This window comes from Kurthia senegalensis (genome assembly GCF_000285595.1).
Taxonomy (GTDB): domain Bacteria; phylum Bacillota; class Bacilli; order Bacillales_A; family Planococcaceae; genus Kurthia; species Kurthia senegalensis.
This window is the reverse complement of record NZ_HE611071.1, coordinates 1-24,563: the sequence shown is the minus strand read 5'-3', so window position 1 is coordinate 24,563 and position 24,563 is coordinate 1. Positions and strand designations below refer to the sequence as shown.

Annotated in this window: 26 protein-coding genes; 16 read left to right on the top strand and 10 right to left on the bottom strand. The window is 38.0% G+C overall.

What is annotated here, in order from left to right; all coding sequences use genetic code 11:
• Positions 1-114 precede the first annotated feature (114 nt).
• Positions 115-1,347 (bottom strand): aminopeptidase, encoded by a 1,233-nt coding sequence (locus tag KSHG_RS14240; protein ID WP_010308468.1) that lies wholly within the window; start codon positions 1,345-1,347, stop codon positions 115-117.
• Between the two features lie 213 nt (positions 1,348-1,560).
• Here KSHG_RS14240 and motA point away from each other — a divergent pair, with 213 nt between their 5' ends.
• Together motA and motB are read left to right on the top strand one after the other, a co-directional pair.
• On the top strand, positions 1,561-2,364 hold the full coding sequence (gene motA / locus KSHG_RS14235; protein ID WP_010308466.1) for a flagellar motor stator protein MotA: 804 nt from the start codon (positions 1,561-1,563) through the stop codon (positions 2,362-2,364).
• The gene (gene motB, locus KSHG_RS14230) at positions 2,348-3,118 is read left to right on the top strand and encodes a flagellar motor protein MotB (RefSeq protein ID WP_010308463.1); all 771 of its coding nucleotides are present in this window, start codon (positions 2,348-2,350) and stop codon (positions 3,116-3,118) included. The genes motA and motB overlap by 17 nt, the downstream gene beginning before the upstream one ends.
• A gap of 47 nt (positions 3,119-3,165) precedes the next feature.
• Here motB and KSHG_RS14225 read toward each other — a convergent pair whose 3' ends face one another.
• Positions 3,166-3,387, bottom strand: a complete 222-nt coding sequence (locus KSHG_RS14225) for a DUF1128 domain-containing protein (RefSeq protein ID WP_010308458.1) — start codon at positions 3,385-3,387, stop codon at positions 3,166-3,168.
• A 185-nt stretch (positions 3,388-3,572) separates the two neighbouring features.
• On the opposite strand from KSHG_RS14225, the gene KSHG_RS14220 reads away from it, so the two are divergent.
• Positions 3,573-3,944 carry a YtxH domain-containing protein gene (locus tag KSHG_RS14220; RefSeq protein WP_235728388.1) on the top strand — a complete coding sequence of 124 codons (372 nt, stop codon included), beginning with the start codon at positions 3,573-3,575 and terminating at the stop codon, positions 3,942-3,944.
• Positions 3,945-4,044: 100 nt separating this feature from the next.
• A complete protein-coding gene (locus KSHG_RS14215) occupies positions 4,045-4,950 on the top strand; it encodes a YihY/virulence factor BrkB family protein (RefSeq protein WP_042232272.1) in 906 nt (301 codons plus the stop codon).
• 92 nt (positions 4,951-5,042) lie between these two features.
• Here KSHG_RS14215 and KSHG_RS14210 read toward each other — a convergent pair whose 3' ends face one another.
• From KSHG_RS14210 to KSHG_RS18560, 3 genes are all read right to left on the bottom strand, one after another.
• Entirely contained in the window at positions 5,043-6,938 is a 1,896-nt protein-coding gene (locus tag KSHG_RS14210; RefSeq protein WP_010308443.1) for a heavy metal translocating P-type ATPase, read from the bottom strand.
• A 311-nt stretch (positions 6,939-7,249) separates the two neighbouring features.
• Positions 7,250-8,785, bottom strand: coding sequence for a fumarate hydratase (locus KSHG_RS14205; RefSeq protein WP_010308439.1), 1,536 nt, complete (start codon positions 8,783-8,785; stop codon positions 7,250-7,252).
• 128 nt (positions 8,786-8,913) lie between these two features.
• On the bottom strand, positions 8,914-9,090 hold the full coding sequence (locus tag KSHG_RS18560) for an SE1561 family protein (RefSeq protein ID WP_010308436.1): 177 nt from the start codon (positions 9,088-9,090) through the stop codon (positions 8,914-8,916).
• Between the two features lie 527 nt (positions 9,091-9,617).
• On the opposite strand from KSHG_RS18560, the gene KSHG_RS14195 reads away from it, so the two are divergent.
• Complete coding sequence (locus tag KSHG_RS14195) at positions 9,618-10,799, top strand: MFS transporter (RefSeq protein WP_010308433.1); 1,182 nt, start codon at positions 9,618-9,620, stop codon at positions 10,797-10,799.
• Between the two features lie 339 nt (positions 10,800-11,138).
• Here KSHG_RS14195 and rlmD read toward each other — a convergent pair whose 3' ends face one another.
• From rlmD to KSHG_RS19160, 3 genes are all read right to left on the bottom strand, one after another.
• Positions 11,139-12,521 (bottom strand): 23S rRNA (uracil(1939)-C(5))-methyltransferase RlmD, encoded by a 1,383-nt coding sequence (gene rlmD, locus KSHG_RS14190; protein ID WP_010308429.1) that lies wholly within the window; start codon positions 12,519-12,521, stop codon positions 11,139-11,141.
• A 92-nt stretch (positions 12,522-12,613) separates the two neighbouring features.
• Complete coding sequence (locus KSHG_RS14185; protein ID WP_315970539.1) at positions 12,614-13,321, bottom strand: TIGR01777 family oxidoreductase; 708 nt, start codon at positions 13,319-13,321, stop codon at positions 12,614-12,616.
• On the bottom strand, positions 13,317-13,511 hold the full coding sequence (locus tag KSHG_RS19160) for an NAD-dependent epimerase/dehydratase family protein (RefSeq protein ID WP_010308423.1): 195 nt from the start codon (positions 13,509-13,511) through the stop codon (positions 13,317-13,319). The genes KSHG_RS14185 and KSHG_RS19160 overlap by 5 nt, the downstream gene beginning before the upstream one ends.
• 122 nt (positions 13,512-13,633) lie before the next feature.
• Between KSHG_RS19160 and KSHG_RS19155 the strand changes: the two genes are divergently transcribed.
• Genes KSHG_RS19155 through KSHG_RS14165 form a run of 4 tightly spaced genes read left to right on the top strand, consistent with a single transcriptional unit; the run spans position 13,634 to position 15,027 of the window.
• The gene (locus KSHG_RS19155) at positions 13,634-14,008 is read left to right on the top strand and encodes a regulatory protein RecX (protein WP_010308420.1); all 375 of its coding nucleotides are present in this window, start codon (positions 13,634-13,636) and stop codon (positions 14,006-14,008) included.
• Positions 14,005-14,448 (top strand): RecX family transcriptional regulator, encoded by a 444-nt coding sequence (locus KSHG_RS19150; RefSeq protein ID WP_010308417.1) that lies wholly within the window; start codon positions 14,005-14,007, stop codon positions 14,446-14,448. The genes KSHG_RS19155 and KSHG_RS19150 overlap by 4 nt, the downstream gene beginning before the upstream one ends.
• On the top strand, positions 14,435-14,758 hold the full coding sequence (locus KSHG_RS14170) for a YfhH family protein (protein WP_010308413.1): 324 nt from the start codon (positions 14,435-14,437) through the stop codon (positions 14,756-14,758). The genes KSHG_RS19150 and KSHG_RS14170 overlap by 14 nt, the downstream gene beginning before the upstream one ends.
• A complete protein-coding gene (locus KSHG_RS14165) occupies positions 14,758-15,027 on the top strand; it encodes a YfhJ family protein (protein ID WP_010308408.1) in 270 nt (89 codons plus the stop codon). Before KSHG_RS14170 ends, KSHG_RS14165 begins: the two co-directional genes overlap by 1 nt.
• A 56-nt stretch (positions 15,028-15,083) precedes the next feature.
• Here the strand turns inward: KSHG_RS14165 and KSHG_RS14160 are convergent, their stop codons facing one another.
• On the bottom strand, positions 15,084-16,055 hold the full coding sequence (locus tag KSHG_RS14160) for a metal-dependent hydrolase (protein WP_010308405.1): 972 nt from the start codon (positions 16,053-16,055) through the stop codon (positions 15,084-15,086).
• 99 nt (positions 16,056-16,154) lie between these two features.
• Between KSHG_RS14160 and mutY the strand changes: the two genes are divergently transcribed.
• The 3 genes from mutY (at position 16,155) to KSHG_RS14145 (ending at position 19,861) form a co-directional block, all read left to right on the top strand.
• Positions 16,155-17,210, top strand: coding sequence for an A/G-specific adenine glycosylase (mutY, locus tag KSHG_RS14155; protein ID WP_010308402.1), 1,056 nt, complete (start codon positions 16,155-16,157; stop codon positions 17,208-17,210).
• A 112-nt stretch (positions 17,211-17,322) separates the two neighbouring features.
• Complete coding sequence (ntdP, locus tag KSHG_RS14150) at positions 17,323-17,883, top strand: nucleoside tri-diphosphate phosphatase (RefSeq protein WP_026022619.1); 561 nt, start codon at positions 17,323-17,325, stop codon at positions 17,881-17,883.
• Positions 17,884-18,112: 229 nt separating this feature from the next.
• Entirely contained in the window at positions 18,113-19,861 is a 1,749-nt protein-coding gene (locus KSHG_RS14145; RefSeq protein WP_010308396.1) for an ABC transporter ATP-binding protein, read from the top strand.
• 313 nt (positions 19,862-20,174) lie between these two features.
• Here KSHG_RS14145 and KSHG_RS14140 read toward each other — a convergent pair whose 3' ends face one another.
• Positions 20,175-21,269: an FUSC family protein gene (locus KSHG_RS14140; RefSeq protein WP_010308391.1), complete on the bottom strand. Its 1,095-nt coding sequence runs from the start codon at positions 21,267-21,269 to the stop codon at positions 20,175-20,177.
• A 108-nt stretch (positions 21,270-21,377) separates the two neighbouring features.
• On the opposite strand from KSHG_RS14140, the gene bcp reads away from it, so the two are divergent.
• The 4 genes from bcp (at position 21,378) to KSHG_RS14120 (ending at position 24,375) form a co-directional block, all read left to right on the top strand.
• Complete coding sequence (gene bcp, locus KSHG_RS14135) at positions 21,378-21,848, top strand: thioredoxin-dependent thiol peroxidase (RefSeq protein ID WP_010308388.1); 471 nt, start codon at positions 21,378-21,380, stop codon at positions 21,846-21,848.
• Entirely contained in the window at positions 21,849-22,793 is a 945-nt protein-coding gene (locus KSHG_RS14130) for a D-2-hydroxyacid dehydrogenase (RefSeq protein ID WP_010308383.1), read from the top strand.
• Between the two features lie 154 nt (positions 22,794-22,947).
• A complete protein-coding gene (gene perR, locus KSHG_RS14125) occupies positions 22,948-23,382 on the top strand; it encodes a peroxide-responsive transcriptional repressor PerR (protein WP_010308380.1) in 435 nt (144 codons plus the stop codon).
• A 129-nt stretch (positions 23,383-23,511) separates the two neighbouring features.
• On the top strand, positions 23,512-24,375 hold the full coding sequence (locus tag KSHG_RS14120) for a nucleotidyltransferase-like protein (RefSeq protein ID WP_010308377.1): 864 nt from the start codon (positions 23,512-23,514) through the stop codon (positions 24,373-24,375).
• Positions 24,376-24,563 lie beyond the last annotated feature (188 nt).

The following is a 24,563-nucleotide window of genomic DNA, read 5'->3' as shown; positions in this document are numbered from 1 at the left end:
ATTTTGTCATTAAAACTTAAAATAAATCAATTTTCTTTTATTATGAAAAACGACGATAAAAAACTAGAATGGTTGATTACCCATTCTAGTTTGCAAAAAGTATATTCGAATTATTTAAAAAGCCCAGTTTCCATTGCGGAATACAGGTTCAGTAGAACCATCTTCTAAAATTCCGTCAATGTCCATATCTGCGCAGCCAATCATAAAGTCGACGTGTACGATACTACGGTTAAGGCCGTGTTTTTTTAATTGTTCTTGTGTCATCGTTGTACCACCTTCGATACAAAAAGCATAAGCACTCCCGATTGCGATGTGATTTGATGCATTTTCGTCAAATAGCGTATTGTAAAATAAAATGCCAGAATTTGAAATCGGTGAATTATGAGGCACGAGTGCGACTTCACCAAGATAGTGAGAACCTTCGTCTGTAGCGATTAAATTTTTCATAATATCTTCGCCTTCTTCAGCTTTCACGTCAACGATGCGACCTTTTTCGAATGTTACTGTAAACTGATCGATTAAATTACCGCTATAGTTTAATGGCTTTTTAGCTGTTACATAACCGTTTACGCCATCCCACTGAGGTGCAGTGAACACTTCTTCTGTCGGGATGTTTGCCATGAAGTCGATGCCTTTTTCATTTTTACTACCGCCACCGCTCCAAATATGCGTAGCAGGCAATTCAATTGTTAAGTCTGTGCCTGGTGCTGTATAGTGAAGTGCTTTATAATGTTTCTTGTTTAAAAATTCAACTTTTTCAGAAAGTGTTGCGTCATGTTTATGCCATGCTTCTACGGGATTATCTAAGTCTGCACGTGTCGCTTTAAACATCGCATCCCATAAAGCATCCACTTGCTCTGCTTCAGGAAGTTCAGGGAATACTTTTGCCGCCCATGCCGCAGTAGGCGCTGCCATAACAGTCCAACTAATTTTATTTGCTTGTGAATATTCACGATATTTACTAAGTGCTTGACCGGCTGCTTTATTCGCACGAGCTACATAATCTGGATTAACGCCTTTTAATAAATCCGGGCTTTGAGATTTCACGGTAATGAAAGCTGCACCGTATTCAGCTAATTTTGTTTTTTCAAGCGCTTCCCACTCAGGGAAAAAATCGAATGAATCTTCTGGTGCGTGGTCATAGCGCATACGCGTTACTTGATCATCGTAATATTGAACGAATACTTGTCTTGCTCCAACTTCATACGCTTTTTTCGTTAATGCATGTGCGAGTGGAGTGTTTTCAACGGAAATATTTAAAAATAAATATTGTCCTTTTTGAAGATTTGAACCAATTTTAATACCTAATTCAGCATAATTTTCAAGTTTTTGTTGGAAATCTGTCATGCAAAACCATCCTCTTCATATATAATTGAGTTACATTAATAGTGTAACAATTTCGATAAACGAAATAAAGAGTAGGCATACTGTTTTATTTAAGTTAAAAAATGGCATTTTTATAGTAAAAATGAGAAAAAATTTTTTCAGGTGTGAAACTTTCTTAATATCTGTTCGTTTCTACCGAAATAAACTAAAGAATGAGAACTTGGAGGTACGGATATGGATATATCATCAGTAGTTGGTCTAATACTGGGGCTTGCCGCATTACTTGTCGGTATGACATTAAAAGGGGTAACACCGGACGCATTACTTAACCCAGCGGCCATTTTAATCATTATTGCTGGTACAATCGCTACGGTTGTTATCGCGTTTCCGATGAACGATTTAAAGCGTATACCGAAATTATTTAAAATTATTTTCACGAATCCAAAATTGGCGAGTGACGTTGATTTAATAAAAATGTTTTCAAGTTGGGCTGACTTAGCTCGTCGTGAAGGGTTACTTGCTCTAGAAAGCAAAACAAATGAAATCGATGATCCATTTTTGAAAAATGGTTTAACACTTGCAATTGATGGGCAAAATGCGGATTATATTCGCGATGTTTTAACAGAAGAAGTGGAAGCGATGGAAGAACGTCATCATTCCGGTGCGCACATATTTACGCAAGCAGGTACATATGCACCAACGTTAGGGGTTCTTGGTGCCGTAGTTGGCTTAGTTGCCGCATTAAAAGATATGACCGATATTGAAAAATTAGGACATGCCATTTCAGCAGCTTTTATTGCTACATTGCTCGGTATTTTTACGGGTTACGTATTATGGCACCCATTTGCTAATAAATTAAAACGTAAGTCAGCTGTTGAAGCGAAGCAAAAATATATGATGATTGAAGGTATTCTTTCTGTATTAGAAGGTGAGGCTCCTCGTGTCATCGAACAAAAACTTTCTTCATTCTTGACGAAAGCTGAACGTGCAAAAATAATGGACGAAAGCGAGGCGAATGGCCTTGGCAAAGAAGCGTAAGAAGAAAAAAGAAGAGGAAGAAATTCCAGAAGCATGGCTCTTACCATATTCAGATTTATTAACGCTCCTTTTAGCACTGTTTATCGTATTGTTCGCAATGAGTTCAGTCGATGCACAAAAAATGGCGGCGTTATCGAACGTCTTCAACCAGATTTTTGACGGGGGAGAGGGCGTAATGGATAATCCTTCACCGACAGATCCCGTAACACCAAAAAGTACTGAACTTTCTCAAAAAGCACAAGCATATGTGGAAGATCAACGAGAATTGAATGGTATTCAAGACGATGTTGAAAACTACATCGCTGTGAATGAACTGGAAAATCAATTTTCAACGAAGATGACAGACGATGGCTTGCTTATTACGATTCGTGATAGTGTGTTGTTTGAGTCAGGTCAAGCGACAGTCGCTTCAGAAAATCGCAAACTCGCAAAAGATTTATCTAAACTGCTTGTATTTGATGAGCCACGTCCTGTTATGGTGACGGGTTATACGGATAATATTCCCGCAAGTGGTGAGTTCTCAAGTAACTGGGAATTGAGCGTTATGCGTGCAGTTAATTTTTTATCCGTTTTAATTGATTCGAACAAAAAATTAGATCCGCAATATTTTAGTGCAAAAGGATACGGCGAAAATAATCCAGTTGCTAAAAATGATACGGAAAAAAATCGTTCGAAAAATCGTCGTGTAGAAGTATTAATCCAACCATTAGTTGATCAAAATGGTACGAAAAAACAACCGATTGATACGAAGTAAAACGTAAAAAAAGGACGTGCTGAGGCACGTCCTTTTTGTATAGAATATTATTTACGTAATGAGCCAAGTTCTGCTACGATCGCTTGCATTTCGCTAGGGCTAAATGCATTGCGCTTCATAACCATATGGTATAAGTCTACTAAATCTTCATAGTTTGATTCATCAAAGCTATCAGATTTCATTGCATCAGCATTCACCATACGTAATTTATCTTTTAAGGCATCGATGATGAAATGAATATTTTCCGTTGTTGGTTCAGTTAAATTCACGAAAATCCCAACCTTTCTTTAGTGCTATGAGTATCATTTCACGTGGCTTTCAAAAAGTCAATATTTCCACAAAATGTTCTCATGCTCATTATGCTTTTGTGTAGGCATAATTGGCGTTTTATTGGTAAAGTAGAAGGGTAAACTACTACATAGTAGAATATTTTGGGAAAAGTTTGGAGGAAGCAATGATGACGAACAAACTCGTATTAGGAATTGCATTAGGTGCAGCAGCAGGAATGGTAATTAGTTTGCTAGACCGTCAAACACGAAATGAAACGACTCAAAAGCTGAAAGACGTATCAGCAAACGTACAACACTACGCTAAAAATAGAGATGAGTTAAAAGACACACTCTTAGCGAAAGTGGAATCTGTTCAAAATATCTACAATCAGTTTGCTGAAAATAAAGATTACTACTTAGAAAAAATAGAAGAAGTCAAATCGCTTACACCACAAGTGAAAACATTTATGGATGACACGAAACAAGCATTTACTTCTTCAGCAGACAAGATGAAACAAGCAGATGATTCTTCTGAAGATGAAATCATTCATCTTTAAATTAGGCAAGTAAGGAGGAATGTTCGTGAGTAAGAAAAAGAAGAAGTCCTCGAAAAAGATACGGACGGGACCCTCTTCTGAAGTGTTCGATAAAGTAAAAATGTTACAAATTGAAAAGAAGCACTTAGTTCATGACCAGACACCTCAATTTGATTTATCTACACTGAAAGGGTTCGTTAAAGGATTTATGCAAAAAATTACGCAAGCGAATCTTTCGGGACTCGGTGCGCAACTAGCTTATTTCTTTCTACTTGCACTATTTCCTTTACTTATTTTTTTAATGACACTCGTTCCATTTTTAAATTTACCTCAGGCACAAGTGTTTACGATGATGGAAAATATCTTACCGGAGCAAGTATACAGTTTGATTGAAAGTACATTGAGAGATGTACTTCAAAATCGTAACGGTGGTTTATTGTCCATCGGTATTTTAGGGACGCTTTGGTCGGCATCTAATGGGGTTAATGCACTTATTAATTCTTTGAATTTATCTTACGGTAAAAGTGAAACACGTCCATTTTTAATTGCTCGATCGATGTCTGTTGTTTTCACGCTCGTTTTAATTATTCTCGTTTTGATTGCACTCGTGTTGCCCGTTTTCGGTACACAAATTGGTATTTTCTTAGCGGACACAATTGGACTTGGTGATCGCTTTGCTACGGTATTTAATAAATTCCGTGTGCTATTACCACCGCTCGTTATTTTTTGCGGGCTTGTTTTCATGTACTGGCTCGGACCGAATGTGAAAATGTATTTAAGAAGTGCTATTCCAGGTGCGGTACTTGCAACGATTATTTGGTTAGCCATTTCTTATTTCTTTTCATTTTATATTAATAATTTCGCAAACTACTCGGCAACGTACGGTAGTATCGGGGGGATTATTATTTTAATGCTATGGCTGTATATAACGGGAATGGTATTAATCATTGGTGGAATCGTCAATGCAATCGTCCAAGAGAGAAAAGAACAAAAAGAAAAACGTCGTCGTTTAGAATTAACATCTTAAACGGATGAATAAAAGGTTGGAACATCTTATTTCTTACCTTAGCTAAAAGAAAGAGCCGCTATGATTTTAACATCATGGCGGCTCTTTTTATTTTATAAACGGAGCATGCGCAGTCCATTTAAAATGACTAAAATCGTACTACCTTCATGTCCAACGACGCCGAGTGGTAAGTCGACAGCTTGTAAGAAGTTAGAGATGATGAGTAATAAGATGACGCTAATAGCAAAGATGATGTTTTGCTTGACGATGCGTTGCATTTTACGTGCTACACGGACAGCGTAAGAAATTTTAGATAAGTCGTTTTTCATTAAAACGACATCTGCTGTTTCGAGTGCGACGTCTGTGCCTTCACCCATCGCAATACCTGTCGTAGCCGTTGCAAGGGCAGGTGCATCGTTAATTCCATCGCCGACCATGCCGACGAATTTGTATTGAGTCATTAAATCTTTTACGTGCTGAACTTTCGTTTCAGGTAAACATTCCGCAATGTAACTTTCAACGCCTGCTTCTTTAGCAATTGCTCTTGCTGTTTTTTCATTGTCACCTGTTAACATGACCGTATGGATGCCAAGTTCTTTTAATTGCGCAATCGCTTGCTTCGCTTCTTCACGAACGGTATCTTTCATTGCGGCCATCGCTAAAATGCGTTGCTCATCGCGAATGAAGATAACGGTTTTACCTTCTTCAGCGAGTGTTGCTGCCGCGCCTCCAGCGAAGTGTGTCGCTTCTTCGCGACCGACAAAATCCATTTTGCCGACTTTATAAGTGACGCCGTCAACTGTACCTTCTAAACCGTACCCTGGAATGTCTGTAATTGTCGCATCGATGAGCGAAATGTTTTGTTTTTTTGCGTATGTTGCAATCGCAACAGCGAGTGGATGATTCGAGTTGTATTCAATACTCGCTAAAATTTGGAGCATCGTATTCGGTACTAAATCATCTGCAACGATAAAATCAGTTACTTCAGGTTTCCCTTGTGTTAGCGTACCTGTTTTATCAAAAGCGACAGCTTTTAAAACGCTCAAATGCTCGATGTGTAAACCACCTTTGAATAAAACACCGTTACGTGCACCGTTTGAAATTGCTGAAAGTGTTGCAGGCATGATTGCTGCAACGAGTGCACAAGGAGAAGCCACTACGAGCAATACCATGGCACGGTAGAAAGTAGTCGTCCAATCCCAACCGAGTAAGAAGTGGGGAAGGAACATCATAAGTGCTACAGTAATTAATACGACTTTAACGTATGTGCCTTCAAAACGTTCGATAAATTGTTGGGAAGGTGATTTTTCACTTTGTGCTGATTGTACGAGATCAATAATTTTTTGGAACAATGACTCTGAACTTGGTTTCGTCATCGTCATTTTTACAGCGCCTGTCATGTTGACCGTTCCGGCGAAAACTTCATCGCCTTCGAATTTTGAAACGGGAATCGATTCGCCTGTAATCGCTGCTTCATCGATTGATGTAGCACCATTTGCGATGACGCCATCTGCTGGCACGCGTTCGCCAGGTTTAATCATTAACGTATCGCCAAGTTGTAATTCGTTTACTTTCACACGACGTAAAGAGCCATCTGTTTCTACGAGCCAAGCTTCTTCAGGTTGTAAGTCCATTAAAGCAGAAATTTCTTTATGCGATTTGTTCATTGCATACGTTTCAAGTGCGCCACTTACAGCAAAGATGAAAATTAAAATCGCACCTTCTGTCCAGTAACCGATTATAGCGGAACCGATCGCAGCTAAAATCATTAAAAATTCAACGTTCAATTCTTTGTTTGCTATCGTTTCTTCGATCCCTTCTTTCGCTTTAGCGAATCCACCGATTACGAAAGCGAATACGTACAGTGTAATGCCGATCGAAGTTAATTCGTCACGAGAGACGAACCAAGCAATCACAATTAAAATACCGGCAATAGCCGCAGCAATTAGTTCGTGATGCTCTTTTATTTTCTCAATTAATTGATTATCTTTCTCAATTGTTTTGTTCATTCACATGCCCTCCTGATAATGAAAATCGTTCTTATTTACGATGTAAATCCTTTTTAAATAAGGATTTATAGTCTGTTTAAATTCCTTAATTAGAATCATTCTAAATTTAAAATTAGTATAACATAAGGGGAGGTGGAATGGAAGAGTCATAACTTGAAAAATGCTCTTTTCTTTTTTGAAATGTGGACGTTGCAATTACTTCTCAATTAAAAGGGGATTACGTGCGTTATTCATACGAAAATCGTTAGAAAATAAAAAACGATTTGTTATCAGTCGAGACCGAAACAAATCGTTTTATAAAAGAACTAAGATTAGTTAAATACAGGTTCTGCGTATTGTGCTAATTTTTCAACAGAAGATTTTTGAACGTCTGCGTGTAATGAGTTTCCGTGAGAATCCATCGTTACAACGGCTGTAAAACCTTCAACGCCTAAGTGCCACATCGCTTCTGGAATACCGAAGTCTAATAGATCCACACCATCTACTGATTTAATACAGTCTGCATAATATTGTGCTGCGCCACCGATTGCATTTAAATAAACACCGCCGTGTTCATTTAAAGCTTTCAACGTTTTCGGTCCCATACCGCCTTTACCGATTACCGCACGAATACCAAATTTCTTCATAATATCACCTTGGTAAGGTTCTTCACGAATAGAAGTAGTAGGTCCTGCTGCTTTTACTGTCCATTGACCGTCTTTGTCTTTTGCCATAACAGGTCCACAGTGATAAATGATTTGACCGTTTAAATCTACAGGTGCATCGTGACTCATTAAATGATGGTGAATCGCGTCACGACCTGTGAACATACGACCGTTAATTTTTACGACGTCTCCAACTTTTAAGTTACGAATGTCTTTTTCAGAAATTGGTGCAGTTAATTCAACGATTTTTGAATCTTTTTTCGGTTGAGCTTGTGCTGCTTCTGCGAAGTCGATTTTTTCGCCTTCTTGATAGTGCCAGTCTAAAATTTCGCCTGTTTCAGCATCGATGTTAATCGCTGCACGGCGGAAAGCCCAACAGTTATACGCAACAGATACGTAGAAAGAAGCTGGAATACGGTGCATAACGCCGATTTTACAACCTAGAAGTGTCGCTTCACCACCGAAGCCCATCGTACCGATACCGAGTGTGTTCGCTTTTTCAACGATGTAATCTTCTAATTTTGCAAGATCTTCATTCGGATTCGTATCTTCTAAGTGACGGAATAATTGTTCTTTTGCTAAATCGTATCCTGAAGAACGGTCACCACCGATTCCTACGCCGATAAAGCCAGCAGAACAACCTTGTCCTTGTGCTTGGTATACCGAATGTAAAATACATTTACGAATACCATCTAAGTCACGACCGGCACGACCGAGACCTTCTAATTCGCAAGGAAGGCTATATTGGATATTTTTATTTTCACAGCCGCCGCCTTTTAAAATTAATTTCATTTCGATATAGTCTTTTTCCCATTGTTCAAACTTCACTACTGGTAAACCGTCGCCTAAGTTATCACCAGAGTTTTTGCCTGTTAATGAATCGACAGCATTTGGACGTAGCTTTGCATCGCCAGTCGTGCGAACGATTGCTTCTTTAATCATTTTTTTGATTTCGATTTGGTTTACGCCTACAGGAGTTTTGACTTTAAATGTTGGAAGTCCTGTATCTTGGCAAATTGGTGAAACGTTATCATCCGCCATGAAGATGTTGTTTGCAATAGTGTCTAAACTCATCGCTGCACGTGTACCGGCATTTTCTGCTTCTTTTGCACGCTTTACAGCACGACGAACGTCTTTCGGTAAGTTCGTAGACGTTTCTGTAATTAATGAATAAATGCTTTGTTCTAAAGTTTGTAAATTCATATGAATCCCCCTCAAAAATGTCTTGCTTCCTTTGCATTATACAGTCAAAAGCAGAAAGATAGAATACCTATACAGAAAAATGTGCATAAAAATAGCACACAAAATTTTGTGTGCTACTTTGTCGTAGATTAACGGTTTTTGAATTGATCCATTTTTTCTTCTAAATCATCCACCATCGAAATTAAGCGATCAATATCTTCTAGTTCAGTCGTTTCTGGATCGATTGTATCAAGTACTTCAACGAAAATTTGCAGACGGTTTTTCAAGTATGTTACTTGTTGATCTTTATCAGTAATTGGTTTCATGTGAGGCACCTCCGTTAGTTACGTTTAGCATATCTGAAATAGGTCGTAAATACAACAGCAAAACATATCGTAGGTCTAAATAATGAATTTAATATTCAGATAGTTTTAAATATTTACTTATTTTATGTTTTATGATAGAATTTGTTTCAAGAAAGGAGGTTGTAGTTCAAAAACCTATCTAAATAAAAATGATCGACTTGAACGAATAGGAGTGATGCATTTTTTGAATACGAGATGCTTTCATAGTAAGGTTACTCCTTATTAACAAACCTCTTTACTAACAATCAACACACATCAAAAAAGCGAATTTATTAAAATAACCGGGAAAGGAAGGTGTTTAAACCCGTTTCCAGCAATCAGTACAACCGAGCATCGTATTGCTGCAAGCAGTTTAATACAAATGAATATGATGAAAAGTTAGTAAGACTCAGTGCCAAACAATACCATTGCCACTGAGTCTTTTTCTATGTGTCCATTTTTGGTATAGTAAGTTGAATTCATATTTTATAAAGGGGCGTACGTGCAAAATGCAAGTAGAACAATACGCAAAACGCCGTTTCTGGATACTGGTCATCATCGTATCCATTTCAGGTTTTTCGCAAGGGATGTTACTTCCTTTAATTTCTGTTATTTTTGAAAATGATGGCGTTAATTCATTTTTAAACGGCTTGAATGCAACGGGACTATATATTGGAACGTTATTAATCTCACCTTTTATTGAGAGGCCTTTACGGAAATTCGGTTATAAACCGGTCATTTTAGCCGGTGGAGGCATCGTTTTTTGTGCACTACTATTATTTCCACTTTGGAAAAGTTTATTATTTTGGTTCATTTTAAGATTATTTATCGGAATCGGGGATAATGCGTTACACTTTGCTTCACAAACGTGGATCACATCAACTGCTAATCCAGCAAAACTAGGGAAAAGCATCGCAATTTACGGTTTATCTTTCGGTGTCGGATTTGCGATTGGACCTTTGATGGTACCGTTGATTCATATTTTTGAAGCGTTGCCGTTTATTATTTCAAGCATTCTTTGTTTAATTGCTTGGTCTTTCGTCTTTATGTTGAAAAATGATAAACCGGAACCAATTGATGCAACGAGTGAACAATCGAAAGCATGGCAACGTTACAAAACGACCTTACGTTATGCGTGGGTAGCATTTTTACCGCCACTCATATACGGCTTTTTAGAATCGTCTCTCAATGCAATTTTTCCAGTGTATGCACTACGCAAATCATTTGACGTATCCATGGTATCGCTCATTTTATCTGCTTTTTCAATCGGTGCGATTATTACGCAATTACCGTTCGGTACGCTAGGGGATCGAATCGGTCGATACAAAGTCATTTGCAGCTGTCTTTTATTAGGAAGTGTGATGTTTTTCATCGGAAGCTTTTTCGAACATTTGGAATGGTTCGTGTTGATTGCTTTCTTTTTAGCAGGTAGCTTTTGCGGCTCGATGTTCTCACTCGGCATTTCTTACATGACGGATTTAACGCCGAAACAGTTATTACCTACAGGGAATTTACTATGTAGTATTTTCTTTAGCATCGGTAGCTTGTCAGGTCCATTTGTCGGTGGAGCATTAGTTGAACACGTATCATTTAGCTATTTAGCGATTGTTGCGATTTTATTATTCGTCGTCTTTATCGTTATCGTCATCGGTGGACACAATAAAAAAATTAGTACATTAAAAAAAGGCTAGGACAAGATTTTCGTCAATAATAAAAGACATGCATGATTTGAATTAAATCGTGCATGTCTTTTTTTGTCTACTAGGTAGCTGTTGTTTGTCGTTTCGACCGCCGCTTTTCGCGAGGGAGCAAAAAATGGCAATTCTTGTTGCGGTTTACGTAGCCTACTACTAAATCTGAAACGAAATAAGCTTCGTACGCGTGGCAACAAACTTAGAAAAATACGCAATACGAGAACGGTCATTCCTAATTTGCGCATGAAAAATAAAGAAGAGGATGTCAAATTTGACATCCTCTTCTTTATGAAAGGCTGAATTTTTTACTTATGTCCCAGCCTCTTTTTTTAGTGCTTATATTGTTTCTTTTAATGTAAGCAATGTTACGCTTTCGACATGTGCTGTTTGTGGGAACATATCGACAGGTTGAATGTATGCTACATCATAAAGTTCTGTTAGTTTCGCTAAGTTTTTAGCAAGTGTTGATGGGTTACAAGATGTGTAGACGATTCGTTTCGGACGGATGACAAGCATCGTGTCCATGAAGCTATCGTCTAAGCCAGTACGTGGTGGATCGACTGTTACGACATCTGGAACGTAGCCATCTAAACGCCATGCTTCTAACCAATATTCTGCCGTACCTTGTACGTACGTTGAATTTTCAACATTGTATTTTTTCGCATTTTTCTTCGCGTCGACGATTGCTTCTGGAATGACGTCCATACCGCGGATTTCTTTCGCGCCTTTTGAAAGCCAAAGTCCAATCGTACCAACACCACAATAAGCATCAACGATTGATTCGTTGCCTGTTAGTGCTGCCGCTTTTTTAATTTGGTTGTACAAGTGTACGGTTTGCGTTGGGTTCAATTGGAAGAATGCGCGTGCAGATAAATCGAAAGCGTATTCGCCAAGTTTTTCGTGAATCGTTTCTTTACCGTCTAAGACGATTGTTTGATCTCCGAATACGAGTGGTGAATCGTCTTCTTTAATATTTTGAACGACAGAAACGACGTTTTTATGAAGTGCTTTAATGCGTTCAACGAGTTCATCTTTTTGGTCAAAATGTTTTTTCGTTGTAATAAGGACGATTTGTGTTTCGCCTGTTTTAATTCCTGTACGTACGACGATTGTACGAACGATTCCACGATTTGTTTTTTCGTTAAATGCGGGAATCTCAAGTTCTTGAAGAAGATGCTTCACTTTTGTTGTCATTTTTGTCGTCATCGGTGCTTGAACAGCACATTCTTCAATGTCTAATAGTTTGTGGCTGTTTTCAGCGTATAAACCAGCAAGCACTTTATCGCCAGATTGACGTGCTTGGAATTGACTCTTATTACGGTAGTTCCAAGGTTCGTCCATCCCGATTGTTGAGCGTAAGTCGATTTTTTTCGCTAACGGTTGCACGTATTTTTGAAGTGCTTGTGCGATAATATCGCGTTTCGCTTTTAATTGGAAATCATATTTCATATGTTGAAGTTGGCAGCCGCCACATTCTTCATAAACAGAACATGGTGGTGTCGTACGATATTTTGAACGTTTTTGTACTTTAATAATTTTCGCTTCTGAATAACCCTTCGCGACTTTTGTTAGTTCAGCATAAACTTCTTCGCCTGTGATCGCACCTGGAACGAAGACGATATTTCGTTTGTAGTAGCCGATTCCTTCGCCGTTAATGCCAAGTTTTTTAATGTTCAGTGGAATTCTTTTTCCGACTGACATAATCGTTTGTTGTTGCAAGTTGGACACGTCCTTTTCTGAATTCATTTCTTCATTATAGCGAAAGACGTTCGCGAAAGAAAGATTTCAGATTATATTACGCAGGAGCTGGACTACAACAATTTTTGTAAAGCTTTCGCAATCGTCGGGTAGTTAAATGTAAAATGGGATTCGTTTAAAACGGTTGGGATAACTTTCTGTCCTTCTAAAATAAGCTTACTTTTCTCGCCGAGTGCTACTTTCAAAATAGGACTAGGCACTTTTAGAAGATGATGCGTTTGCAAAGCAGCGGCAATCGTTTCGCCGACTTGCTTCATACGAATAGGGAATGGCGCTGTTACGTTCACGACACCTTCAATCGATGTATCTTCTAAACAATAAGCGAGTGCACGAGCTACATCTTCTACGTGAACCCAAGATACCCATTGCATGCCAGAGCCGAGATTACCTCCGACATGTAATTTGTAAGGTTTGGCGAGTAATGGGAAAGCGCCAGATTCTTTATCGAAAATAACGCCAAAACGGGTTTTTACGACACGTAAAGAATCTTCTTTTGCTTTGTCAGCTAATTGTTCCCACATTGCAACGGTGTTTCCTAAAAAGTCTTGTGCTTTCGCTGTGCTATTTTCCGTATACGTCGCACTTTCTGACGTTGGGTAAATACCGACCGCACTTGCGTTAACGAGTGTGGCAGGCTTTTTATCGAGCGCATGGATAATGCGAAGCAACTCGGTTGTCGCATCTTTCCTACTATTATAAATTGCTTCTTTTTGTTCTTCTGTCCAACGACCTTCATTAAGAGAAGCACCCGCTAAGTTAATAAAAGCATCGAATCCTTCTAAATATTGTTCGGGATTGCTCCCTTCTTTTAACCATTGGATTTTTTGCGGGGCTACTAGATAAATCTGTCTCGCTTCTTGTTAAAATCGTCACTTCATAACCGTTATTTTGCAAAATGTTCGTTAATTTTTTTCCGACTAAACCAGTACCGCCTGTAATTGCTACTTTCATAGAGCAGACCTCCTTATGCAATGTGTACCCCATTATGCAGGTTTATAATACAGTTGTGAAGTATAGGGTCGTGAACTTTCAAAAGAAAACAGGTATACTATCAAAAGAAAGGGGTGGCACGTATGCCGAAAGTGATTACGAAAATTACTCGACAAAAACGCCACGAAGATCGTTATAACATTTACGTAAATGAAGAATATTCATTTAGCGTAGATGAAACGGTTTTAATCCAATACGGTTTGACGAAAGGAAAAGTGTTGGATGAGTGGGCGCTCGGTGATATTGCGTTTGATGAAGAAGTGAGTCGCGCATTCAATCGAGGACTTTCTTATTTGAGTTTCCAAATGCGCAGTGAAGAAGAAGTGCGTAAAAAGCTGACGCAAGCAGAGTTTGGAGAAGCGGTCATTCAAGAATCGATTCAAAAGTTAAAACGATTCGGCTTTTTAAATGACGAAGCCTTTTCAAAAGCTTTCGTGGAAACGAAAAAAATACGATGAAAAAAGGGCCACTCGCCATTAAAAGAGAGCTGAAGCAAAAAGGAATTAATGAAACGATGCAGCAGCAAGCGTTGGAAAATTTCGATGAACAACAGCAAATGAATCTCGCAAAACAACTTGCGGAGAAAAAACAAAAGCAAGAGGCAAGTAAGACCCCTTTGCAACAAAAACAAAAAATTCAAGATTTCCTTATCCGGAAAGGATATAGCTTCTCTATTATTGAACAAGTATTCTCGACGATGGACTTTACGAAAGAAGACGACGAATGGTCGCCACTTCTCGAAAAGCAAGGTGAGAAAATTTGGCGTAAGTACGCTAATAAAGTAGAAGGATACGATTTGCGAATGAAAGTGAAGCAAGCGTTGTATCAAAAAGGTTTTCCGGGGGAAGTTATTGATGAATTTATAGATAAGAAGGAGCAAGAAGATGAAGAAATATAGTCAAATGACAGAAGCCGAATTACGTACTGAAGTCGGTCAATTAAAAGAAAAAGCACGTAAAGCTGAACAACTTGGCATTCTAAATGAGTTTGCTGTGTATGAACGTAAAGCAATTTTAGCAAGTTCATTTTTATTAAATCCAGACGACTTTGAAGTCGGTGGTATTTATCGTATCGAAGGCGACCCAGGTACGTTTTTCAAAATTGATTATTTAAAAGGTGTGTACGCTTGGGGCTATCGTTTAGGTGGTAATACACGTGAAGAAGCGATTCCAATTGCGATGTTAACACCGCCTGAGGAGATGTACTAATGCAACAACAAATCGAGATGATTATTCAACAATTAACAGATGAGCTTATAAGCGTAAGTGGTGAAATTTCAGAGCAAAAAGCACGTGTCTGGATTGAACTTCTTTGGAGTGATTTCGAATCAACGTATGCGAAAGCAGGGTACGATTATAAAGGAATTGAAATGACAGAAAAAATTATTCGTCAATGGATTCAAAGTTACGGCAAAGAATTACATGCATTCGTCGCACGTAATCCGAAGTATGCGGACTTATTAAACGACGTAAAATAACGTAAAAAAATAGGCTGTGCGACTACGGAAAAGTGTAGTGCACAGCCTCTCATTATTTATGCTAATTTACTTTGTAATTTTTCTTCTGTGAAAATCCAACCAGTATACGATTGGATGACGTGATAATCTTCATCCAAATGTGCAACTGCAACGAACGGATACCGATTATTACTACGATAACGAAGGTCGATTAAACGAACTTCTTGCAAGCCATTTTTGAGCGTCCGTACTTCCCAACGATAGATGGGAGAAAAAGATAAAAAAGATTTGAAATTTTCATCTTGTACAGCGGCATTGAATAGTGGTGTCGCAGGAAGAGGTTTAATAACAAACTGATCATAAATCGTAATTGAACGTCCATATGCACGTCCGACGTAATGATGCGTTTTAGAATTAGCAGCGACGCGATATTGTAAAAAGTAGCGCGTCGGTGATAAAATGACATTTTCTGCGTCTGGCACAGTACTTTTAACTGCTTTGATAACAGCGTGATGTAAAAATATACGAACGACGTAATATAAAACGAGTAGTATATATAAAGTGGCCATCGTTGGGACAGGTGGCGCACCGAATAGCCAAGCGAGAATAGCTACGATATGCATACCGAAAATAATCGGGTCGAATGTGTTAATAATACCTAATGCGACCCACCTTTTTGAAATGGGGCGGATTGCTTGTGTTCCGTATGCATTGAAAATATCAACGAATACGTGCAAGGCGACAGCCCCGAAAGTCCAAAGCCACAAATGAAGCACGTTGGCAGATTGGAAAAATAGATGAAGAACGATTGTAATTAAAATAGGCCATATTATAACGGCAGGTAATGAATGTGTAATGCCACGGTGGTGACGAATGTACACAGCGTTGTTTCTCAATTTTAAAATCGTATCAATATCAGGGGCTTGTGAGCCTAAAATAATACCAGTAGCAACTGCTGCAAATGTAACAGGACTTGATGCAACCACAGGGTCAGCGAGTGCTAAACCACTAATGGCGATGCCCATTACTAAATGTGTTCCTGTGTCCAAAAAATCAGCTCCTTAGTGCCAATTTCTACTATTATTCTATTTATTTATTTTACTATAAAACGCTCTTGATAACGAGCAATATACTAAGGAGGAACTCCCTTGTATCGATATACAAAACAATTTCATACGGCGTTAGTTGAATGGTTTGAACGTGAAAAACGTGATTTGCCATGGCGCCATACGCAAGACCCTTATAAAATATGGGTATCTGAAGTGATGCTACAACAAACGCGTGTAGACACGGTCATTCCATATTACGAAAATTTCTTAGAAAAGTTCCCGACGATGCAAGATTTAGCGGAAGCGGAAGAAGAATTTTTACTGAAACAATGGGAAGGACTCGGCTATTATTCACGTGTCCGTAATTTACAAGCAGGGGTTAGAGAAGTCGTTGAAAATTACGGAGGTATTGTACCGAATAACCGCGTCGACATTTTAAAATTAAAGGGTGTCGGTCCTTATACGGCGGGAGCGATACTAAGCATTGCTTATGAAGTGCCAGAACATGCAGTCGATGGAAATGTGATGCGTGTACTAAGTCGCGTCTTAATGATTGACGAAGACATCGCATTGCCAAAAACGAAAAAAGTGTTTGAAAAAGCGGTAATGGATTTGATGGATTACGATCATCCTTCACAATTTAACCAAGGTTTAATGGAGCTAGGCGCGATGATTTGTACGCCGACTTCACCGAGCTGCCTACTTTGTCCGGTACGAGATTATTGTACGGCTTTCCATGAAGGGGAACCTGAAAAATTACCGATTAAAACGAAAAAAATCAAAACGAAGAAATTGTACTATGATGTAGCGGTTGTTGTAGATGAGTCAGGGAAGCTTCTATTAGAACAGCGACCAGAAACAGGCTTACTCGCTTCAATGTGGCAATTCCCGATGGTGGAAGTTCAACCGGAAGTCATTCCAGAAGTTGCTCTATCGCGTACGTATCAATTTGCACTTCGAAATAAAGAAACGCTCATGCCACTTAAACACGTCTTTTCACATTTACAATGGCACATACAAAGTTACGTTCTAGGTGCCGAACGCACTGAAGAAACAACGGGGCAGTGGTTCACGCTAGAAGAAGTAAAAGCACTGCCACTACCTGTACCGATGCAAAAACTATTCACAGCATACGAAAAATCTATCGGTCAATAAATGATGCGCTACATTATATCGGGATAATTGTGTTTTTAACTACACCTTTGTAAGTAGGATTGTTATAATGTTACAAAAGCACTTTTTAGTGTTTCACAAAGGTGGGCTTATCATGTCGATTCCAAAAATAGGGGAAATCGTACAAATACATAGTTATAAGCACAACGAGCATATTCACCGCGTATGGCAAGAAACGATGATTTTGAAAAGTACGAACAAAGTTATCATTGGAGCAAATGAACGCACACTCGTTACAGAGTCCGATGGTCGTACTTGGTTGACGCGAGAACCGTCAATTACGTATTTCCATTCAGAGCTTTGGTTTAATGTTATTTGTATGTTAAGAGAAGATGGCGTCTATTATTATTGCAATATGAGTTCGCCGTTTGTATTCGATCACAATGCGATTAAGTACATTGACTATGATTTAGATTTAAAAGTATTTCCAGACATGTCGTATACATTATTGGATGAAGACGAGTACGAAGAACATCGTGTCTTAATGGATTATCCACCAGTGATCGACACGATTTTAAAAGCGAATGTTCGAAAACTTATTCGTTGGGTAGAACAGCGTCGAGGACCATTTGCGCCTGATTTTATTGAAGCGTGGTCAAGTCGATACAAACTGCAATGTCAGATTAATGATGAAAAGCGCAATCAATGTGAATAATTACGTTGCAGCGTTCGATAAAATAAGCAAGTTGAAAACGTATCTTGTGCGTTTTCAACTTGCTTATTTATTTGATGACGTACTCACCGAGCTGAGCAATAAGTATGAAACTATAGAGTGGTTTGTGGTATAATACTTTCCGCTTGTTTAAAAGCACTACTTCGTAAAAAGTAGCTTTTTTTTGTAAAAAAGCTTTACGAGAGTTCAATAGAGAAAGGATTTGAAGCGAATGGGTAGTATGAAACGCTACATGCAATTTGTTCATCCTTATAAATGGGATATTATTATTACCTTTTTCATCGGGGTATTGAAATTTTTAATTCCGATGGCAACACCTTTTGTGATTAAAATTATTATTGACGATATTATAGGGAATCCTCAACTGTCAAAATCAGAGCAAATGCACGAGTTGTTTTGGTGCATTTTAATTATTGCGGTGATCTTCTTTATCGTAAGACCACCAATTGAATACTTTAGACAATATTATGCACAACGCGTAAGTAATAAAATTTTATACGATATTCGTACGAAGTTATATAAACATCTTCAAAAACTCGGTTTGAAATTTTATTCGAACAATCGTGTCGGTGACGTGATTTCAAGAACGATTAATGATGTAGAGCAAACGAAAGAATTCGTTATGACCGGATTGATGAATATTTGGATTGATATGGTGACGGTTGTCATCGCCATCATCATTATGATGATGCTCGATGTAAAGTTAACGTTAATTACGTTAATTGCTTTGCCGTTTTACATGATTAGTGTGAAATACTTCTTTACGAAATTACGTTCATTAACGAGAGAACGTTCGAAAGCACTCGCTGGCGTTCAAAGTTATTTACATGAACGTGTTCAAGGTATGAACATTATTAAAAGCTTCACTTTAGAAAAACATGAACAAGAAATTTTTGCGAAATCAAACGGAAATTTTTTAGAAAAAGCATTGAATCAAACGAGATGGAATGCGTATACATTTGCGGTCGTGAATACAATTACAGGTTTAGCACCGGTTGCTGTATTAGCTTATGCAGGTTACAACGTAATAAACGGAAATTTAACAGTCGGTACGATGGCGGCATTTATCGGATATATTGATATGCTGTATAATCCACTTCGCCGTCTCGTGAATTCATCGACGACATTGACACAGTCGGTCGCTTCAATGGATCGTATGTTTGATTTGTTTGATGAAAAATACGATATTAGCGATGCAAAAGAAGCGAAAGCTCTACCACCTGTTATCGGGAAAGTCGATTTTCATCATGTGACGTTCCGTTATGATGATAAGGGCCCCAACGTATTAACGAATATCGACTTTTCGATTGCTCCAGGGCAAACGACAGCATTCGTCGGAATGAGCGGTGGCGGTAAATCAACGATCATTAGTTTGATTCCACGTTTTTATGACGTTGTCGCAGGTCAAATAAAAATTGACGGACATGACGTTCGTGACGTTACGATTCAATCACTTCGTTCGCAAATCGGGATTGTCCAACAAGAAAATATTTTGTTCAGTGATTCTGTACGAGAAAATATTTTAATGGGGAACCCAGACGCGACAGAGGAAGATATGATTGAAGCAGCGAAAGCCGCAAATGCACATGACTTTATTATGGCCTTACCAGACGGGTACGATACGGCAGTTGGCGAACGCGGCGTGAAATTATCGGGCGGGCAAAAACAACGTGTTGCGATTGCGCGCGTATTTTTGAAAAACCCACCAATTTTAATTTTAGATGAAGCGACGTCTGCACTCGATTTAGAAAGTGAAGCACTCATTCAAGAATCACTTGAACGTTTAGCACACAATCGTACGACGCTCATCGTTGCGCATCGTCTTTCAACGATTACGCATGCGGATCAAATTTTCGTCATTAATCACGGTGAATTAAAAGAACGTGGTACGCATGACGAACTCATGCAACGTGAAGATGGTATTTACCACGATTTATTCAACGTACAAAAACTTGATTAATAAACAGAAACTCCTGACTATTTACAAGTCAGGAGTTTTTTTGTCTATTAGGCAACCGTCGTTCTTCATTTCAGTCGAGGCTTCATTTATTTTTTTTCGTGAGGGCACGAAAAAAGGGCAATTCTTGTTGGAAATTAAGTGTCCTACTACTAAATCTTAAACGAAATGTCATGCTAATAAGCTTCAAAAAATACGCAATATGGGAATGGTTATACTTAATTTGCGTATAAAAATAGAGAAGAGGATGTCGAATTTGACATCCTCTTCTCTATTAAAGATTGGAATTTTTACTTATGTCCTAGTTTCTTCTTCGTTAAATAATTTTATCTTCATCACGTTCGTTTAATAGCTCGCTTGAGTGGTAGCTTTGGTAAGCGGAAATTAAACGGTCGAGATGTTCTAAGTTTTCTTCGTAATCTAAAATACGCGATAAAATGTGCAATAAGTGATAGCTCGAAAATTCTTCGTCGCCTTCTTTTGCATGTTGTTCGACGATATAGTCTGCGAAGATGTCCATAATTTCATTGCGCTGTAGGAAATCTTCTTGACCGAACCAATGCGTATGAGGTGATTTTAATTTTCCTGTATATTTCAAGAAAAGTTGTTCATGATACGTTAATAAGAAATCTAAGCGTTCTTGAATAATTAAGTGAAGCTTTGGTGGCATGCTCGCTAGTTCATTTTCATGAAGGAAGAGGCGATTCAATGTTTCTAAACTTTTATTCGTCGTAATTAACATTTGACGATAAATGACGAGTTTTCTCTTTTTGATGAACAATGCCTTTTTCGTATACGTTCTTTCTTCTTTATATAATTCATAAATTTTTTCGATTTTCTTTTGATGATTCGTTAACGTACGAAGTGATTGTTTCGTCGACGTATGCTCGGATGCTTGGCGAACAGCTAGGCGGATCCAACGAATGATATCATCTTGCAAAAATTTCAGTGACGCAAACAATCGCGTTTCGTACTTCGGTGGTAAGAACACGAGGTTGACGATTGAAGCAGCGAGTACGCCGACCATAACTGTCGCAAATCGAATAATTGCGAAGAGTAAGAAGTCGTCACTTGGCCCTTCCATAATAACGATGACCGTTACGAGTGCAAGGGATACGCTTCCGGATAATTTTAAGCGCATCATAATTAATAATGTGACGATGACAGCGAAACCAGCAACAATCGGTTCGACACCGAAAATAGAACCGAATACAACGGCACTCATAGCACCGATTAAATTCCCTTGAATTTGTTCAATAATCGTTTTATAAGAGCGGTAAACAGTCGGTTGAATCGCAAAAATCGCAGCGATTCCAGCAAATATAGGCGATGGTAGTTGTAAAAATTCTGCTAAATAAAAAGCAAAAATGATAGCAACACCAGTTTTTAAAATACGGGCACCTAATCTCATAATTGAAATGGGAACCTCTCTTTCTTTCTAATTATAGTCGTACTTTAACGTACTTAATGCAATGTTTCAAGCGTAGGATGTACAATAGAAGAAAAGGGGGTTTTTTTAATGATTAATTTACAAGGTCAACAAGCACCATTGTTTCAAACTGAAAATGAAAAAGGGGAACAAGTTTCTCTACAAGATTTAAAAGGGAAAAAGGTCATTCTTTACTTTTATCCGAAAGATATGACACCAGGTTGTACGACGGAAGCGTGTGATTTTAGAGATGCACATGAAGATTTTTCTAAATTGAATGCAGTCATTTTAGGTGTTAGTGGAGATGCTGCAGCGAAACACGTGAAATTCATTGATAAATATGAATTACCTTTCTCATTATTAGTAGATGAACAACATGAAATTGCAGAAGCGTACGGTGTATGGCAATTGAAGAAAAACTTCGGGAAAGAATACATGGGTATCGTTCGTTCTACATTTTTAATTAATGAACAAGGTGTCGTAGAAAAAGAATGGCGCAATGTACGCGTGAAAGACCATATTGCGACAGTTTTAAAAACGTTAGAAGAAGGAGCCGACTAAATGATTTATTTCACATTTGATCCAAGACCAGATTTAAAGGAAGACTTACTTGCTTCATTTCCAGAAGAACAATTTGTATTTGAAAAAAGTGTGAAACAACCTTTTTTAGCGGAAGCCGAAATTATCGTAACGTATGGAGAAGACTTAACTGAGGAACATATAGCAGAAGCTTCTCAGTTAAAGTGGATTATGGTGACGTCTGCTGGTATTGAGAAAATGCCGAAAGAAGCGATTGCTGCAAAAGGCATTCAAGTGACGAACGTTCGAGGTATTCATAAAGTTCCAATGGCAGAATCTGTCCTTGCTCACATTTTAGCGGACGTCCATGCTTTACGAGAAATATATGCGTACGAAGAAAAAAGTGAATGGAAACGAAATATTAAACAACGTGAACTTTGTGATGCGACCGCACTCATTATTGGACCAGGTGCGATCGGTGGAGAAATCGGTCGATTGTTACAAGCATTCCAAGTAACGACGATTGGGTGCAACCGCTCTGGTCGTGCTGCAGCGTATATGGATGAAATGGTCACGTTAGAAAATATAAAATCTGCACTTCCGAAGGCGGACTTCGTTATTTCAGTTATTCCTGAAACAGAAGAAACGAAACATCTATTGAAGAAAGAACATTTTGAAATGATGAAACGTAGTGCGCTCTTTATGAATTTCGGTCGAGGAAGTCTCGTAGAAACGAATGTATTACTTGAAGCATTGACGAAAGGGATAATTCGTTCGGCAGTATGCGACGTATTTGAACAAGAGCCTCTTCCAGCCGATCATCCATTTTGGGCATTGCCTAATATGACAGTGTCTCCTCACGTTTCAAGTCATTCATCTCGTTATTTAGAACGAAGCTTCGCTATCTTTAAACCGAATTTAAAAAAATGGCGTGCAGGGGAAGTAGCTACGTTACAAAATATCGTGAACTTATCATTAGGGTACTAATTGAGAATTGTAGATATCTAATTGAAAAAAGAAATAGATTTCATGTGACGGATTGTAGAATATAAACAAGAAAGTTGACAGTAATGCTATGCAACGGGTAGACTTATTAATAACTATTATAAATTAATAATTTGTATGAAAGAGGTGCATGGCGATGTCTGAATTGCAATTGAAAAACGCACTCGACACGCTAAAGACAACAGGTGTACGTATTACTCCTCAACGTCATGCGATTTTAGAGTACTTAATCGAATCTATGAAACATCCTACAGCGGATGAGATTTATAAGACGCTAGAAACGAAGTTTCCTAACATGAGCGTTGCGACAGTATACAATAATTTACGTGTTTTCCGAGAAGCGGGTTTAGTAAAAGAATTAACATACGGTGATAATGCAAGTCGTTTTGATTTCATTACATCGAAGCATTATCACGTCATTTGTGAATCTTGTGGCAAAATTGTCGACTTCCATTATCCTGGACTAGATGAAGTTGAACATGTAGCGGCACAAGTAACGAACTTCGCAATTAATACACACCGTTTAGAAATTTACGGAACGTGTCCTGATTGTCAAAGCAAAGAATCATAATTGTATGAACAAAGGTATGGATTGCAACTATTAAAAAATAGTTACAGCATACCTTTTTTTATTTTTGAGTTTCATAATTTTTGATATAATTAACATAATCGCATTCGAAGAAGCTTAGGAGGAACAAACATGGATTTTAGATTACGCCCAATTTATCAAGAACGTGCAAGTGATTCAAATACATTATGTGTTATTTTTGTAGAAAAAATAGACGTCGTAAGCCCGATTACAGATAACTTTGATTCAGTTTTATTTATTATTACGAAAGAGGGCGACGTTCCAGTCTTCACGAAACATTATATGTTTGATGATGAGAAAAAAGCAGCGATGCACATTATTACCGAAAAACAATTACAAAAATGGATTGTTGCTGGCTATAATAAGAAAATCGTTGAATGGTTATTGAACGGTAAAGTGTTGTTTGACCGTAATGAATACATTGAAACGGTTAAAAAAAGTTTGCAGCAAAATTCTTTTGAATGGAAAGAAACGAAGTTGGGCGTGGAATATTCTAAGCTTTTGAGAAAATATCAAGAGTGTAAAGTTTGTTATCGTGATCGAAATTACTATGATGCATACAATCATATGGTGGCAACATTGCATTACTTGGCGCGTATGATTGTGATTCAAGATAATCGTTATCCGGAAGTTATGGTATGGAATCAATTAAAATACGATACGGTGATTTATGAGTTATACAAAAATTTTGTAACGAGTAATTTAGCGATTGAACAACGTATTAAAGGGTTATTTAATTACGTAGAACAATTTATCGAAATGAATCAAGAGCAAAGTGCTAAGCATATCGTAAAAATTATGGAACGTGAAGATCATTGGAGCATCCAACAATTACACGAAGATGAAGACTTGAAAATCTACTCTGTAAACTTAGAGTTTTTCATTGAGTTTCTCGTACAGAAAGGATATATTAATATAGAACGTGTTGAGACGAAGAGTAACGGTGTATACCATCGCTATTATTCTGTTAAATAAAACAAAATAATATTTCGATAAAACTGTTGACATTATTTATGAAACGTTATATTATATTACTTGTCTTTAAGAGATATGAATATCACAAACGAATAAATGACTCAAAAAACTTTTTCAAAAAAGTGTTGACGAATTGAAAGTTATGGTGATATAATAAATGAGTCGTCAAGAACGACACATGATGAACC